This window comes from Vibrio sp. V30_P3S12P165, from assembly GCF_009904905.1.
GTDB classification, from domain to species: domain Bacteria; phylum Pseudomonadota; class Gammaproteobacteria; order Enterobacterales; family Vibrionaceae; genus Vibrio; species Vibrio fujianensis.
In genome coordinates, this window is record NZ_WXWH01000030.1 from 242,240 (window position 1) to 255,506 (window position 13,267).

The window sequence follows — 13,267 nt, forward strand, 5'->3', positions numbered from 1 at the left end:
CCGAGAGCTAGGATCTATTGAAGGAAACGACATTCTCTCAATGTTATTCCACTGTCAAGGAATGATGTTGCTTTACCGATTTAAATTCTTCCGCCTTATCTGAGTAAATCACTTGGTTTTTTCCTAAAAATTTCGCACGATATAAAGCTTCATCCGCTCGATGTAATAAGCTGTCAATTCCGACATGTTTTTTTGTTGTCGTAACACCGATACTCACTGAAACGGTAATGTTAGGAGCAAATAGTGTCTGTTGGATAGATAACCGTAATGCCTCTGCAAACTGTTTCGCTTGATTGGCATCCATTTCGGGTAACATGACAACAAACTCTTCCCCACCAAGCCGTCCGATGACACCTCGCTGACGAATCACTCTTTGAAATGACTTAGCACACAATTTTAAAACTGTGTCCCCCATTGCGTGCCCATATTTATCATTGACTTTTTTAAAATCATCGACATCTATCATGGCAATACTAATGGGGAAACTCTCGTTTTTTAATAATTGATCTGCCTGACTAAAAAAAGCTCGACGATTAAATAGACCGGTTAAGCTGTCACGAGACGCTTGAATAAAGAGCTCATTATTCAAGCGCTCTAACTTCACGAGCAAAATGATTAGCGTACTGAGTACACTATAGATTATACCCACCATGATAAAAGAAGCTTGGATAAAGCTTGTTCCATGCAATTGGGTACAAAAATCCGGATACCAATATGACAAGAATGCCCGCATAAGAAACCCTAAACCAAATAGCCCCATGGTACACATTAACCATTTTTTTAAGTGTGCATCACCAAAATCCTGACTGAGGTAAAGAGTGTAGGTAATAAAAAATAATTGGGCACTAACCACAAGGCTTGCATAAGTCACACGAGTAGCAATATCGTCTATATACACGCTCATCAATAGTGTTGTAATCACAAAAGGAAGCACAAGTTGCCACACAGGGATTTTTGTAAAAAAAATCCTTCCGAAAGCAAAATGGCCAAATGAAAAGGCGATCGTAACACAGGCATTATAAAAAATAATCGCACCAAAAGGATGAAGCAATGGACGCATATAAAGAAGAAAATTCGCTAATCCATGCAGAAGTAGTGATGCAATCCAGTATTTTATCCCTGGCTCTTTGCCTCTTTCAATCATCAATAATATTGCTAATAACCACTGAATCATGGCCTGAGTGATCAGCAAGGTGGGTGAATCAAGTTCGATCATATAGAGGCTTCACTGGTTTTTAAGTCAATCATAAGATCCCATCCGATGATAACAGTATCAATCATATCATCAATAAAAAGCTAGCATGAATAAGAATTATCAATCCATTGGCATCTTATTATAGTTATGGTAACCATATTGTTACACAGCGAAATTGTTACACAGCTAAGTTTGCGCGAATCGCCATCCAATTAAAAAGCTTGCAGCAAGTCGCCCCTTATTTCATCACGATCAATAGAACCTAATTCTGTGACTAAAGTAGGTAAATATAACAAACCCACGATAATTCCGTTAGGAAGAGAAATAACACATTGAACTCGTTGCCAATTTATATATGATACTTGCCCTATACCTATTATTGTGACATAGATGATAATCGGTATACTCTTTATGAAATGACAACAAATACTCTTTTTCTGTCACTCAATACAGGATCAGACTCAGAGATAAACAACGGAGTTGCTAGTGAAAAAATTATTACTTGCCTCAGCTGTCGCTGTCGCCGCGGTTGGTGGTTATTACTACACAACAGGTTCAGATACTTCAACTGATGCATTGTTAGGGTCAATCCCTGCCGATTCCCCTTTGGTTGTTATGCAAACAGAAGCGTACGACCATTTTGAATACGTCAATACCATGGGGAAATCCCAACAAAGTTTGTATGATTTATTCGCCGATTTCGACCTGACTGCAGAACAAGATTTCATGGTCGCTTATTTAGATGGCTATTTACAAAGTGCTGTCGATAAAAAAACCTTTAAAGCATATTCAGGTACGCCAGATAAAGTAAAACCGGTTTTTTATACGTTAGGTATGATCCCTGTTTATAAAATACAGTTAGAAGATACTGCCGCATTCTGGAATACCATCGATCAAACAGAACAAGCCACGGGTGCAACTCATCAAGCAACTAAATTGGGCAATATTGATTATCGTCGCTATAGACTAAGCGATGAAAATGGCGAAGAGATTAATCTAGTCATCGCGGTTCATGACAATGTGGCTACCTTTACGCTTGATTTTCCTTTACTTAAAGAAGCAAATCCACTTAAGTTAGCATTAGGGGTTGAAAAACCACAAAAGGCTTTTGCTGACAGCGATATTCTTTCTGGACTACAACGTAAATACGGTAAGCAATACAGTAGCTACGGATATTTAGATCACCAAGAGATCATTAAAGGTTTTACCCAACCAGCAAGTAACTTACTTGCTCGACAAGTCGATATCCTGCAAGAATACAATCCAGAACCTTTTATCGAAGAGTTACGTGAACCGAATTGCCAAAGTGAATTTGCAACTATCGCCAGCCACTGGCCAAGAACCGTTGCATTGACTCATTATCAAGCTAAAAATGATCAAGTGAATCTTGACGGACAGATTGTGCTTGAGAGCACCAATAAAGTCATTATTAATGCAATCCAATCGATACGCGGATTTATGCCTAAAATGTCGGCTCAAGACAGCATCTTTGAATTCGGATTCGGGTTAGATGTTGCTAAATTAGCGCCAGCAATCAATACCATTTGGCAAGATATCCAACAACCCACCTATCAGTGCGATTTTTTAGCCGAAATGCAACAAGAAATGGGTTCAGAAAACCCAGCGGCGATGCTAAGTATGGGCTCAAGCATGGTCAGTGGCATGAAGGGAATGCATTTCACCTTAAATGATGTCGCTCTGGATCTGCAAAAACCTTATTCTCCCCAGTTTGAAAAACTCGATTTTCTATTTACCTTATCCGCGGAGAATCCTATAGCGCTGCTCCAAACAGCTCAGATGTTTATCCCTCAACTCGCACAGTTAACCATTCAACCAAATGGTAATCCGGTTGATCTTTCTGCATTACTCAAATCAGAAACAGGCGTTTCTACACCACTCTTTGCACGCTTAAATGACAAGCATCTTGCGCTTTATGCAGGTGAACGGTCATCAACAAACTCGCAAAGTGTGTTGGCATCGTCACTAGAGGCACAAGGCTTATTCCAATTTGCAGTGAACGCACCACGCGTATTGGAATTAATGGAATTAGTGGCAGAGATGCAAGGTGAAGAAGTACCAGAAGATATTAGTGCAGGGTTAAACAGCAATGCCGTTTCTCAAATTACTTTTGATGTAAATGATCATGGTTTTGTTTTAGGCTATGACCATAACGTAAAAACGAAGAAATAGTCACTGTTTTATCTCCCAATAAAAACCCCGAGCATGCTCGGGGTTTTTATTGGCATTCAAATAATAAAGCACTTAGCGATGAGCTTTGCCACCTTGAGAGCGGCCACCTTGCTCGACACCACGGTTTCGCGTACTAGAAGCCGGTTTACGACGAGCATTGGCAGGTGTTTTACTAGTTGTCGTTCCGTTTGTGATACGGGTTTTAGGTTTAGTTGAACCTGTTGTTACGCGTTCTTCATGACGACGAACCGCCCGACGAATTTTCTGGCTACGAGAGCGCTCACGCTTACGAGAAGTGTTGTCTTTAGATTGGTCAAGCATACTTTCTCGCTCAGGGCGTAATTCAACCAATTCACGCAAATAATTCACTTGCTTGAGATCAAGCTCCATCCAACCGCCACGAGGCAGTTTTTTATCCAAGAAAATATCGCCATAACGAACACGTTTCAAACGGCTGACTGTGGTATCTTGAGATTCCCATAAGCGGCGAACTTCACGGTTACGTCCTTCATTAATTACCACGTAAAAGGTATGGTTCATACCTTCACCGCCCGCATAGACAACATCTTCAAAACGGGCTAAACCGTCTTCAAGCTGCACACCTCGAACTAAATTGCGGACTTTTTCTTCGTTAATTTCGCCGAACACACGGACTAAGTATTCACGTTCAACCTGACGGCTGGGATGCATTAAACGATTCGCCAACTCACCATCCGTCGTAAATAGCAGTAAGCCGGAGGTGTTTGCATCCAAGCGCCCTACTGAAATCCAACGAGAACCGCGAATTTTTGGCAGGCGATCAAAAACCGTACGACGACCTTCTGGGTCATGGCGAGTACAGAGCTCTCCTTCGGGTTTATAATACGCTAGCACTCGGCAAATAACCTCTTCTTGTGCTTTGGCTGAAACCACATGCCCGTCGATACGCACAACTGCATTTTCATCGTCTAGGCGCTCGCCCAGAACAGCTACCTTGCCATTAACACTTACACGTCCAGCTCGGATCAGAGCTTCAAGCTCTCGACGAGAACCATGACCAGCACGTGCTAAAACCTTTTGTAACTTTTCGCTCATTTATCTACCTATGATGTCGTCTTCTCAGACGTCGAATGACAATATGCGACGTTAAAATCGCGGTCGCGCATTATCGCAAATAACCAGAAGAAAAGCATCCGTTTTATCCATCATCACCTTTACTCAAATGGTGTCGGATCTCCCGCACCCAAGCGGGTCACTCGCATCTCATCTTCACTAAAATCAATCACTGTTGTGGGCTGTTCCCCTAAATAACCGCCATTTAAAATCACGTCGACGACATGCTCTAAACGATCACGAATTTCTTCAGGATCCGCTTCCGTTGTTTCTTTACCGGGTAAGATCAACGAGGTAGACATCAAAGGTTCACCCAAGGCTTCCAGTAAGTCTAGCGCAATTTTATTGTCTGGCACTCGAATACCAATCGTTTTACGTTTTGCATTCATTAGCCGACGCGGCACTTCTTTGGTTCCTTTAAAAATAAAGGTATATGGCCCCGGAGTATTATTTTTCAGCAGACGAAAAGCCGTATTATCCACTCGGGCATACAATGAAAGCTCAGATAAATCACGGCATAATAGGGTGAAATTGTGCTTATCATCTAAACGACGAATTTGGCAAATACGCTCTAAAGCCTGTTTATTTTCTAACTGACAACCCAGTGCATAACCAGAATCGGTTGGATAAACCACAACCCCACCGTTGCGAATAATGGCTACCGCTTGATTGATCAAACGAGCTTGTGGGTTTTCAGGATGAACATAAAAAAATTGACTCATTCTTATTCCTCATTATCGAGTCTCTCGACTCTAAGGTCTGGAAGATGCTTCCAATCTTTCCAAACCGGTTCAACGCCTGCGGGCAACCAGAGATTTCGTCCTAACTCCATCCACGGAGAGGGGTAATGGAAATCACTGCCTTGCGAAGCGAGTAGATTATACTGTATCGCGTAATCACCGAGGGTACGCTTCTCTTGTGGAGCTTGTTGCGGTTGAGCGACTTCCATCGCATCGCCACCAGCTTCAACAAATGCATTAATTAAGCGCTTAAGCCATTTCGCCGTCAAGTCATATCGGCCCGGATGCGCTAAAACCGCCTGCCCACCAGCGGCATGAATGGCTTCTATCGCGTCAGCCATCGAACACCAAGTGGGAGGAACATAACCTGGGTTATTACGGGTTAAATATTTTTTAAAGACTTGCTGCATGGTTTTTACATAGCCTTCATCCACTAACCATTTAGCAAAATGAGCACGCGTTATCGGTGCATCGCCAGCAATCGCCTGCACTTCTTCCAATACTCCAGGGCGAGTGGCTTTGGCGAGTCGTTCCGCTATTAACTCAGCTCGATAAATACGCCGCTGCTTTTGCTTTTCAATTAATGTCGTTAATGCCACATGCTCAGGGTCAATATTCAGCCCAACGATATGGATGTCTTTATTTTGCCAAACGGTTGAAAACTCAATACCGTTAATCAAGGTAATCGGATATTGACCCGCTTCAATGTACGCATGAGCGGGAGCCAAAGCATCTACCGTATCATGATCAGTAATCGCCAACACATCAATGTTGAATTCCAGTGCACGATCAATCAATTTGTTAGGCTCAAAGCGTCCATCCGATGCCGTTGTGTGACTGTGTAGGTCAATTTTCATCATTTTTTCATTTTGTCTATTATTAAGGCTTGACTTTTCTCTCTCGCACTAGTTAACTAGTACACAAATACAAGAGTACCGTGCTAAGGCTTGCTATGTTACAAGAATTTAACTCAAACCCTAAATCTAATTTCAGATCAGTCAATACTGAACTGAATGGATGGCGTATCTGGGTTCATACCTGGCGGGCTGATGTGTACTGTTAGTTAAACAACGCATTGATAAAGCCCGCTCCCACAGCGGGCTTTTTGTTCGCACAATCAAAACAAACGACACGCGGTAAATCGCCCCTAAAACGTCACCGTATTGAATAGACAAGGAGGTCTTGTGAACAAGACCATGAGCAGACAAAAACCAGCACCGATCCACGTTATCAAGCAAGCGCTGGACTATACACAAGATCCCACCGCACTTTTTCACGCTTTATGTGAAGGGAAAACAGACTGCTTACTGCTGGAATCAGCAGAGATCAACTCCAAACAAAATCTCAAAAGTTTGTTACTGATTGATACCGCAGTACGCATAACGTGCATTGGCCATGAAGTCACATTTAAAGCCCTGAGCGACAATGGTCGTGACTTAATTCAAGTGCTGATCGAGCACCTCAATGAGTCGGTCACCGCTCAGCAGCAAGAAGATTCACTGATTTTATCCTTTTGTGCCCCTTGCAATACGCTTGATGAAGATTCTCGATTGCGTGAGGCTTCTTCCTTTGATGCCCTTCGGCTGGTTCAGCATAGTTTTGACCTCACCCAACAAGATAAACATGCCATCTTTCTCGGTGGATTATTTGCCTATGACTTAGTGGCGAATTTTGAACCATTAGGTGAAGCGAAAGCCATCAATCACTGCCCTGATTACGTTTTTTATGTGGCAGAAACACTGATGGTAGTCGATCACCAACAAGCCACCTGCCAATTGCAAGCCACCACCTTTACAACAAATACCGAGACGTGTACTGCGCTGCAGCAGCGTCTCAACCAAATTAAACAACAAGCGAGTCAATCGTTAGCTCAACCTGTTGCACAAACACTGACACAAATAGAGGTGGCCACCAATATCAGTGATAACGATTTTTGTCACTTAGTCGAAGATCTCAAACAGTATGTGGTACAAGGCGATATTTTTCAGGTTGTCCCTTCACGCCGTTTCACTTTGCCCTGTCCTTCACCGTTAGCTGCTTATCAACGATTAAAAGAAAGTAATCCAAGCCCTTATATGTTCTATATGCAAGATGAACATTTTACGTTATTTGGTGCATCGCCTGAAAGCGCACTCAAATATGAAACACAGACTAACCAAATTGAAATTTATCCGATTGCTGGCACTCGACCTCGAGGAAAGCGGGCTGATGGCTCAATCGATTATGATTTAGATAGTCGAATTGAACTGGAACTACGCTGCGATAAGAAAGAAAACGCCGAACATATGATGCTAGTCGATTTGGCTCGTAATGATGTTGCGCGGATAGCCAAAGCAGGCACTCGCCATGTGGCCGATTTACTAAAAGTGGATCGATATAGCCATGTGATGCATTTGGTTTCTCGTGTTGTCGGTCAGCTGCGTGATGATCTTGATGCGCTACACGCTTATCAAGCCTGCATGAATATGGGCACCTTAACCGGAGCACCAAAAATTCGGGCAATGCAACTGATTCGAGACGTCGAAAAAGAACGTCGAGGTAGCTACGGAGGAGCTGTCGGTTACCTGACTGGGGAAGGCGATTTAGATACCTGCATTGTCATCCGCTCAGCGTATGTCGAGAACGGCATGGCTCATGTTCAAGCGGGGGCCGGTGTCGTTTATGATTCTGACCCACAGTCGGAAGCCGATGAAACTCGCGGAAAAGCGCAAGCCGTTATTTCTGCTATTCAATCCGCGCACCAAGAATAAGGATAGCGATCATGGCAAATATCATATTTATCGATAACTTTGACTCCTTTACCTATAACTTGGTCGACCAATTTCGTTCACTCGGGCACCAAGTGACCATTTATCGGAATCATATCGCGGCTACCGTTATCGAGCAGGCTATCCAACAGTTTGATAATCCGGTACTGGTATTATCTCCGGGCCCAGGAGCCCCCTCTCAGGCAGGAGCCATGCCCAACATTCTTCAACGCTTGAAAGGAAAAGTACCCATGATCGGCATCTGCCTCGGTCATCAAGCGATAGTAGAAGCCTACGGCGGTATCGTTAGCGGAGCCGATGAGATTGTCCATGGTAAAGTTTCCATGATGAAGCATCATCAACACCCTATTTATCAAGGTTTAGCATCACCATTGGCGATTGCTCGTTATCATTCATTAGTGGCCACTCAAGTGCCCGAGTGTTTAACCGTCACCGCACAAGTCGATGGCTTAGTGATGTCTGTCGTCCATGAACAAGACAAAGTGTGCGGATTCCAGTTTCATCCCGAGTCCATTATGACCACGCAAGGAGCCACTTTATTAAAAAATGCCATTAATTGGGTTTTAGGACAATAAACCGTCGCAGGACAATAAACCGTCGATAGGTACTATTTTTACCCGCTCTTTATCAATCATTTTAAATGTGGGTCTTCAAGGATACGGAGAAATAACAATATGCAACATATCATCAATAAACTTTATCAGCAGCAGGCGCTTAATCAGCAGGAGAGCGAAACGCTATTTAGCGCGATTATTCGCGGGGAATGTGATGCTGCATTCATGGCTGCGGCGTTAACTGCCCTTAAAATCAAAGGGGAAACACCAGCAGAGATTGTGGGAGCGACTCAAGCTTTACTCGCTAATGCAGAACATTTCCCACGCCCTGATTATGATTTCGCGGATATCGTCGGCACTGGCGGTGATGGAGCCAATACCATTAATATTTCTACCACTGCCGCATTTGTTGCTGCCGCATGTGGTGTAAAAATTGCTAAACATGGCAACCGTGGCGTCTCCAGCCAATCAGGATCGTCCGATCTCTTAGACGCGTTTGGTATTAATATGACCATGAGCGCGAATGATGCACGTCAAGCTCTGGATAATTTAGGGATAACATTCTTATTTGCGCCGCAATACCACGGTGGGGTTCGCCATGCGATGCCTGTGCGCCAAAGCATGAAAACTCGCACTATTTTCAATATCTTAGGCCCCCTAATTAACCCAGCTCGTCCCAATATTGAATTGATGGGAGTCTACAGTTTAGATTTAGTTCGTCCTATTGCCGAAACCATGCTAAAAATGGGAATGAAACGAGCCGCTGTGGTTCATGGGGCAGGGCTAGACGAAGTCGCGATTCATGGCGAAACGCAGGTGGCTGAAATCAACGATGGTAAAATCATTGAGTACACATTAACGCCAGCCGATTTTGGCCTAAACACCTACCCACTGAACGCAATTCAAGGCGGTACTCCACAAGAGAATCGCGCCATCATCACCAACATTCTAACTGGCAAGGGAACGCCTGCTCAAATGAGCGCCGTCGCAATTAACGTTGCCCTCTTGCTACGCTTATTTGGCTTTGAAGATCTCACCGTCAATGCCGAGCGTGCGATGGATGTCATGAATTCCGGTAAAGCCTACCACTTGGTTCAACAACTAGCAGAACGAGGTTAAATTGACATGTCTGAGCATGATGCATCCCAGCAATTATCTGAACACATTTCCCTAAAACACACTCAAATGGCGGAAGTGTTGGCAAAAATCGTAACAGATAAGGCGGTCTGGGTGGCGAACAGAAAGCTCGCTCAGCCTTTAAACACTTTTCAAACGTTACTTTCAAAAACGGATCGGGACTTTTATCAAGCTCTCGATCAGAGTCAAACCGTTTTTATTTTAGAGTGTAAAAAGGCTTCCCCCTCAAAAGGGCTGATCCGTGATTCATTTGACTTAGATTATATCGCCTCAGTTTATCACCAATATGCCGATGCAATTTCAGTGCTGACCGATGAAAAATATTTTCAAGGTAGCTTCGATTTTATTGCCCGAATTCGCGCTCAAGTCTCGCAACCGGTGCTGTGTAAAGACTTTATGATTGACCCTTACCAAGTTTATCTCGCTCGTCATTACGGCGCGGATGCCATTTTACTCATGCTTTCTGTGCTTAACGATGAACAGTATGGTCAATTGGCTAGCATTGCCCATGAACTGGGAATGGGCATATTAACCGAAGTCAGCAATGAAGAAGAATTGCAACGTGCGATTGCACTCAAAGCCAAAGTGATTGGCATTAATAACCGTAACTTACGTGACCTTTCCACCGACTTAAATCGTACGAAACAGCTCGCACCACAACGACCAAAAGAATGCATTGTTATTTCTGAATCTGGTATTTATAACCATCAACAAGTCCGTGATTTATCTCAATTTGCGAATGGTTTTCTTATCGGTAGCTCCCTGATGAGCGAAGAGAATCTCGAACAAGCGGTACGTAAAGTGATCTTGGGTGAAAATAAAGTCTGTGGATTAACTCATGCCCATGACGCGGTAAAAGCCTATCAAGCAGGTGCGGTTTATGGCGGATTAATTTTTGTTGAACCGTCAAAACGCTATGTCGATAAAGAAGCGGCACGTCTAATCATGAGCGGCGCGCCATTGCTTTATGTGGGCGTATTTCAAAACCATCCTATTGATCATGTGGTTGAAATAGCTCTCGACCTCAGTTTAACCGCGGTGCAACTGCATGGGGATGAAGATCAAGTCTATATCAATGCGCTGAAAACTCGTTTACCCGAGCACATAAAAATTTGGAAGGCTTATGGCGTCACCAACGCATTACCTAAGTTATTTGATCATGTTGAACGACATTTATTCGATAGTAAGGCCGGAGATCAAATGGGCGGTACTGGGCAAGCTTTTGATTGGCAACTCATTACTCAGCCACAGCGCATCATGCTCGCCGGGGGAATTACCCCTAACAATGTGAAACAAGCCGCACGTATTGGCTGCCTTGGTGTCGATCTCAATTCCGGCGTTGAAAGCGAGCCGGGGAAAAAAGATGCGGCGAAGTTACAGCAAGCATTCAGCGCACTACGAGAATACTAATAATTTTACTTTTGAAGAATAAGACATGGTAATCATGTCATTAGATGTGAAGGAATAAGAGCATGGCAAAACTTAACGCCTATTTTGGCGAGTACGGTGGTCAGTTCGTACCACAAATTTTAGTTCCAGCCCTCAATCAACTGGAACAGGCATTTATTGATGCTCAGCAGGACTCTGAGTTTCGTTCCGAATTTATGACGTTGCTGCAAGAGTATGCCGGCCGCCCAACGGCACTGACGCTCACTCGCAACATCACTAAAGGAACAAAGACGAAACTGTATCTTAAACGTGAAGATCTCTTACATGGTGGCGCACATAAAACCAACCAAGTTTTGGGTCAAGCGCTGCTCGCTAAGCGCATGGGCAAAAAAGAAATTATTGCAGAAACAGGCGCTGGGCAACATGGCGTGGCAACCGCCCTAGCCTGTGCTTTGCTGGGCTTAAAATGTCGTATCTACATGGGAGCCAAAGACGTCGAACGTCAAAGTCCAAACGTTTTTCGGATGCGTTTAATGGGAGCGCAAGTGATTTCCGTCAACTCTGGCTCAGCGACCCTAAAAGACGCTTGTAACGAAGCAATGCGAGATTGGGCGTCCAGTTACGAAACCACACACTATTTATTAGGCACTGCCGCTGGCCCTCACCCTTTCCCAACCATCGTGCGAGAATTCCAACGCATTATTGGCGAGGAGACCAAAAATCAAATTTTAGCCCGTGAAGGTCGATTACCTGATGCCGTGATCGCTTGCATTGGCGGTGGTTCAAATGCTATTGGCATGTTTGCCGATTTTATTGACGAAGCCTCAGTTCGCTTGATTGGGGTGGAGCCTGCAGGAAAAGGGATCGATACCGCTCAACATGGTGCTCCTCTGCGGCATGGCAAAACGGGAATTTTCTTTGGCATGAAAGCCCCCTTAATGCAAGATGAAGATGGTCAAGTTGAAGAGTCTTATTCGATCTCCGCTGGATTAGACTTCCCCTCTGTTGGCCCACAACACGCACACCTACATGCAACAGGCCGAGCCGAATATGAAAGTGCCACCGATGATGAAGCGCTAGACGCTTTCCAACTGTTAGCCCGCCAAGAAGGAATCATTCCAGCGTTGGAGTCATCTCATGCTTTAGCTCATGCGGTCAAAATGGCGTATGCAGAACCCGAAAAAGAACAATTATTAGTGGTGAATTTATCGGGACGAGGCGATAAGGACATTTTTACCGTCCATAAAATTTTAGAAGACAAAGGAGTGCTGTAATGAACCGTTATCAATCACTTTTCCAGCGTCTGGCTAACGATAAACAAGGGGCATTTATCCCATTTGTTACTATCGGTGATCCTTCGCCAGAACAATCGCTGCGCATCATGCAAACCTTAATTGATGCGGGTGCTGATGGTTTAGAGCTCGGGATTCCTTTTTCTGATCCTTTAGCCGATGGCCCAACCATTCAAGCCGCAAATATTCGAGCTTTAAACGCCGAGACGACCCCTGAGGTATGTTTTAGCTTAATCGCTAAGATCCGGGCCAACAACCCAGATTTACCGATAGGATTACTCATGTATGCCAACCTCGTGTATGCGCGTGGGATTGAAAACTTTTATCAACGTTGTCAGCAAGCGGGAGTTGACTCTGTGCTGGTCGCCGATGTTCCAACCAATGAGAGCCAACCCTTTGTGGCCGCGGCAGAAAAATTTGGTATTCAACCGATTTTCATCGCCCCACCCACGGCCGATGACGCCACATTACAAGCGGTGGCTCAGTTGGGTAAAGGTTATACTTATTTACTGTCACGATCCGGGGTAACAGGAGCGGAAACCAAAGCCAATATGCCAGTGGGCACACTCCTACAACGGCTAAATCAATGTCAAGCAGCACCGGCACTACTAGGGTTTGGCATTTCAGAACCAGAGCAAGTCAAACAAGCCATTCAAGCGGGGGCAGCCGGTGCCATTTCTGGTTCCGCCGTGGTAAAAATCATTGAGAAACACATCAATGAACCCGAGAAAATGCTGGCTGAACTGCATACATTTACCTCGGCGATGAAGGCTGCAACCCGCAAAGCTTAGGTAAACCTATCACCTAACATAGAGCAATAGCTGTCTACCAGATGAGGCACTATTGCTCTTTCTATCCAGCCGCCCCTCAGTTGCATCGATTTTCTAACGCTTCACTGCGTCAGAAAATC

Annotated in this window: 11 protein-coding genes; 7 read left to right on the forward strand and 4 right to left on the reverse strand. The window is 44.3% G+C overall.

Translation table 11 applies throughout. The annotated features are described in order from the left end of the window. Positions 1–43 precede the first annotated feature (43 nt). Positions 44–1,216: a GGDEF domain-containing protein gene (locus CAG57_RS06740; RefSeq protein ID WP_161430588.1), complete on the reverse strand. Its 1,173-nt coding sequence runs from the start codon at positions 1,214–1,216 to the stop codon at positions 44–46. A gap of 465 nt (positions 1,217–1,681) precedes the next feature. Between CAG57_RS06740 and CAG57_RS06745 the strand changes: the two genes are divergently transcribed. Continuing rightward, positions 1,682–3,385, forward strand: a complete 1,704-nt coding sequence (locus CAG57_RS06745; RefSeq protein WP_337247023.1) for a hypothetical protein — start codon at positions 1,682–1,684, stop codon at positions 3,383–3,385. A gap of 72 nt (positions 3,386–3,457) precedes the next feature. Here the strand turns inward: CAG57_RS06745 and rluB are convergent, their stop codons facing one another. The 3 genes from rluB to rnm all read right to left on the reverse strand — a co-directional run bounded on the left by rluB (position 3,458) and on the right by rnm (position 6,074). After that, entirely contained in the window at positions 3,458–4,459 is a 1,002-nt protein-coding gene (rluB, locus tag CAG57_RS06750; protein ID WP_099612300.1) for a 23S rRNA pseudouridine(2605) synthase RluB, read from the reverse strand. A gap of 119 nt (positions 4,460–4,578) precedes the next feature. Further along, the gene (locus CAG57_RS06755) at positions 4,579–5,199 is read right to left on the reverse strand and encodes an L-threonylcarbamoyladenylate synthase (RefSeq protein ID WP_099612299.1); all 621 of its coding nucleotides are present in this window, start codon (positions 5,197–5,199) and stop codon (positions 4,579–4,581) included. A 2-nt stretch (positions 5,200–5,201) separates the two neighbouring features. Further along, positions 5,202–6,074, reverse strand: coding sequence for an RNase RNM (gene rnm, locus CAG57_RS06760; RefSeq protein WP_161426783.1), 873 nt, complete (start codon positions 6,072–6,074; stop codon positions 5,202–5,204). A gap of 339 nt (positions 6,075–6,413) precedes the next feature. Here rnm and CAG57_RS06770 point away from each other — a divergent pair, with 339 nt between their 5' ends. The 6 genes from CAG57_RS06770 (at position 6,414) to trpA (ending at position 13,148) form a co-directional block, all read left to right on the forward strand. Then, on the forward strand, positions 6,414–7,967 hold the full coding sequence (locus CAG57_RS06770; protein WP_161426784.1) for an anthranilate synthase component 1: 1,554 nt from the start codon (positions 6,414–6,416) through the stop codon (positions 7,965–7,967). Between the two features lie 11 nt (positions 7,968–7,978). Then, positions 7,979–8,560: an aminodeoxychorismate/anthranilate synthase component II gene (locus tag CAG57_RS06775; RefSeq protein WP_099612296.1), complete on the forward strand. Its 582-nt coding sequence runs from the start codon at positions 7,979–7,981 to the stop codon at positions 8,558–8,560. 99 nt (positions 8,561–8,659) lie between these two features. After that, positions 8,660–9,658: an anthranilate phosphoribosyltransferase gene (trpD, locus tag CAG57_RS06780; protein ID WP_161426777.1), complete on the forward strand. Its 999-nt coding sequence runs from the start codon at positions 8,660–8,662 to the stop codon at positions 9,656–9,658. Positions 9,659–9,664: 6 nt separating this feature from the next. Next, positions 9,665–11,086 (forward strand): bifunctional indole-3-glycerol-phosphate synthase TrpC/phosphoribosylanthranilate isomerase TrpF, encoded by a 1,422-nt coding sequence (gene trpCF / locus CAG57_RS06785; protein ID WP_161426778.1) that lies wholly within the window; start codon positions 9,665–9,667, stop codon positions 11,084–11,086. A 62-nt stretch (positions 11,087–11,148) separates the two neighbouring features. Next, positions 11,149–12,339 carry a tryptophan synthase subunit beta gene (trpB, locus tag CAG57_RS06790; protein WP_161426779.1) on the forward strand — a complete coding sequence of 397 codons (1,191 nt, stop codon included), beginning with the start codon at positions 11,149–11,151 and terminating at the stop codon, positions 12,337–12,339. Beyond that, positions 12,339–13,148 carry a tryptophan synthase subunit alpha gene (gene trpA / locus CAG57_RS06795; RefSeq protein WP_161426780.1) on the forward strand — a complete coding sequence of 270 codons (810 nt, stop codon included), beginning with the start codon at positions 12,339–12,341 and terminating at the stop codon, positions 13,146–13,148. Before trpB ends, trpA begins: the two co-directional genes overlap by 1 nt. Positions 13,149–13,267: the final 119 nt, after the last annotated feature.

Excerpts from the sequence above, each read along its gene's own strand:
- CAG57_RS06755 (WP_099612299.1), bottom strand. The coding sequence starts at position 5,199 with ATGAGTCAATTTTTTTATGTTCATCCTGAAAACCCACAAGCTCGTTTG.
- trpD (WP_161426777.1), top strand. The coding sequence starts at position 8,660 with ATGCAACATATCATCAATAAACTTTATCAGCAGCAGGCGCTTAATCAG.
- trpB (WP_161426779.1), top strand. The coding sequence starts at position 11,149 with ATGGCAAAACTTAACGCCTATTTTGGCGAGTACGGTGGTCAGTTCGTA.
- rluB (WP_099612300.1), bottom strand. The coding sequence starts at position 4,459 with ATGAGCGAAAAGTTACAAAAGGTTTTAGCACGTGCTGGTCATGGTTCT.
- CAG57_RS06770 (WP_161426784.1), top strand. The coding sequence starts at position 6,414 with ATGAGCAGACAAAAACCAGCACCGATCCACGTTATCAAGCAAGCGCTG.
- trpA (WP_161426780.1), top strand. The coding sequence starts at position 12,339 with ATGAACCGTTATCAATCACTTTTCCAGCGTCTGGCTAACGATAAACAA.
- CAG57_RS06740 (WP_161430588.1), bottom strand. The coding sequence starts at position 1,216 with ATGATCGAACTTGATTCACCCACCTTGCTGATCACTCAGGCCATGATT.
- CAG57_RS06775 (WP_099612296.1), top strand. The coding sequence starts at position 7,979 with ATGGCAAATATCATATTTATCGATAACTTTGACTCCTTTACCTATAAC.
- rnm (WP_161426783.1), bottom strand. The coding sequence starts at position 6,074 with ATGAAAATTGACCTACACAGTCACACAACGGCATCGGATGGACGCTTT.
- trpCF (WP_161426778.1), top strand. The coding sequence starts at position 9,665 with ATGTCTGAGCATGATGCATCCCAGCAATTATCTGAACACATTTCCCTA.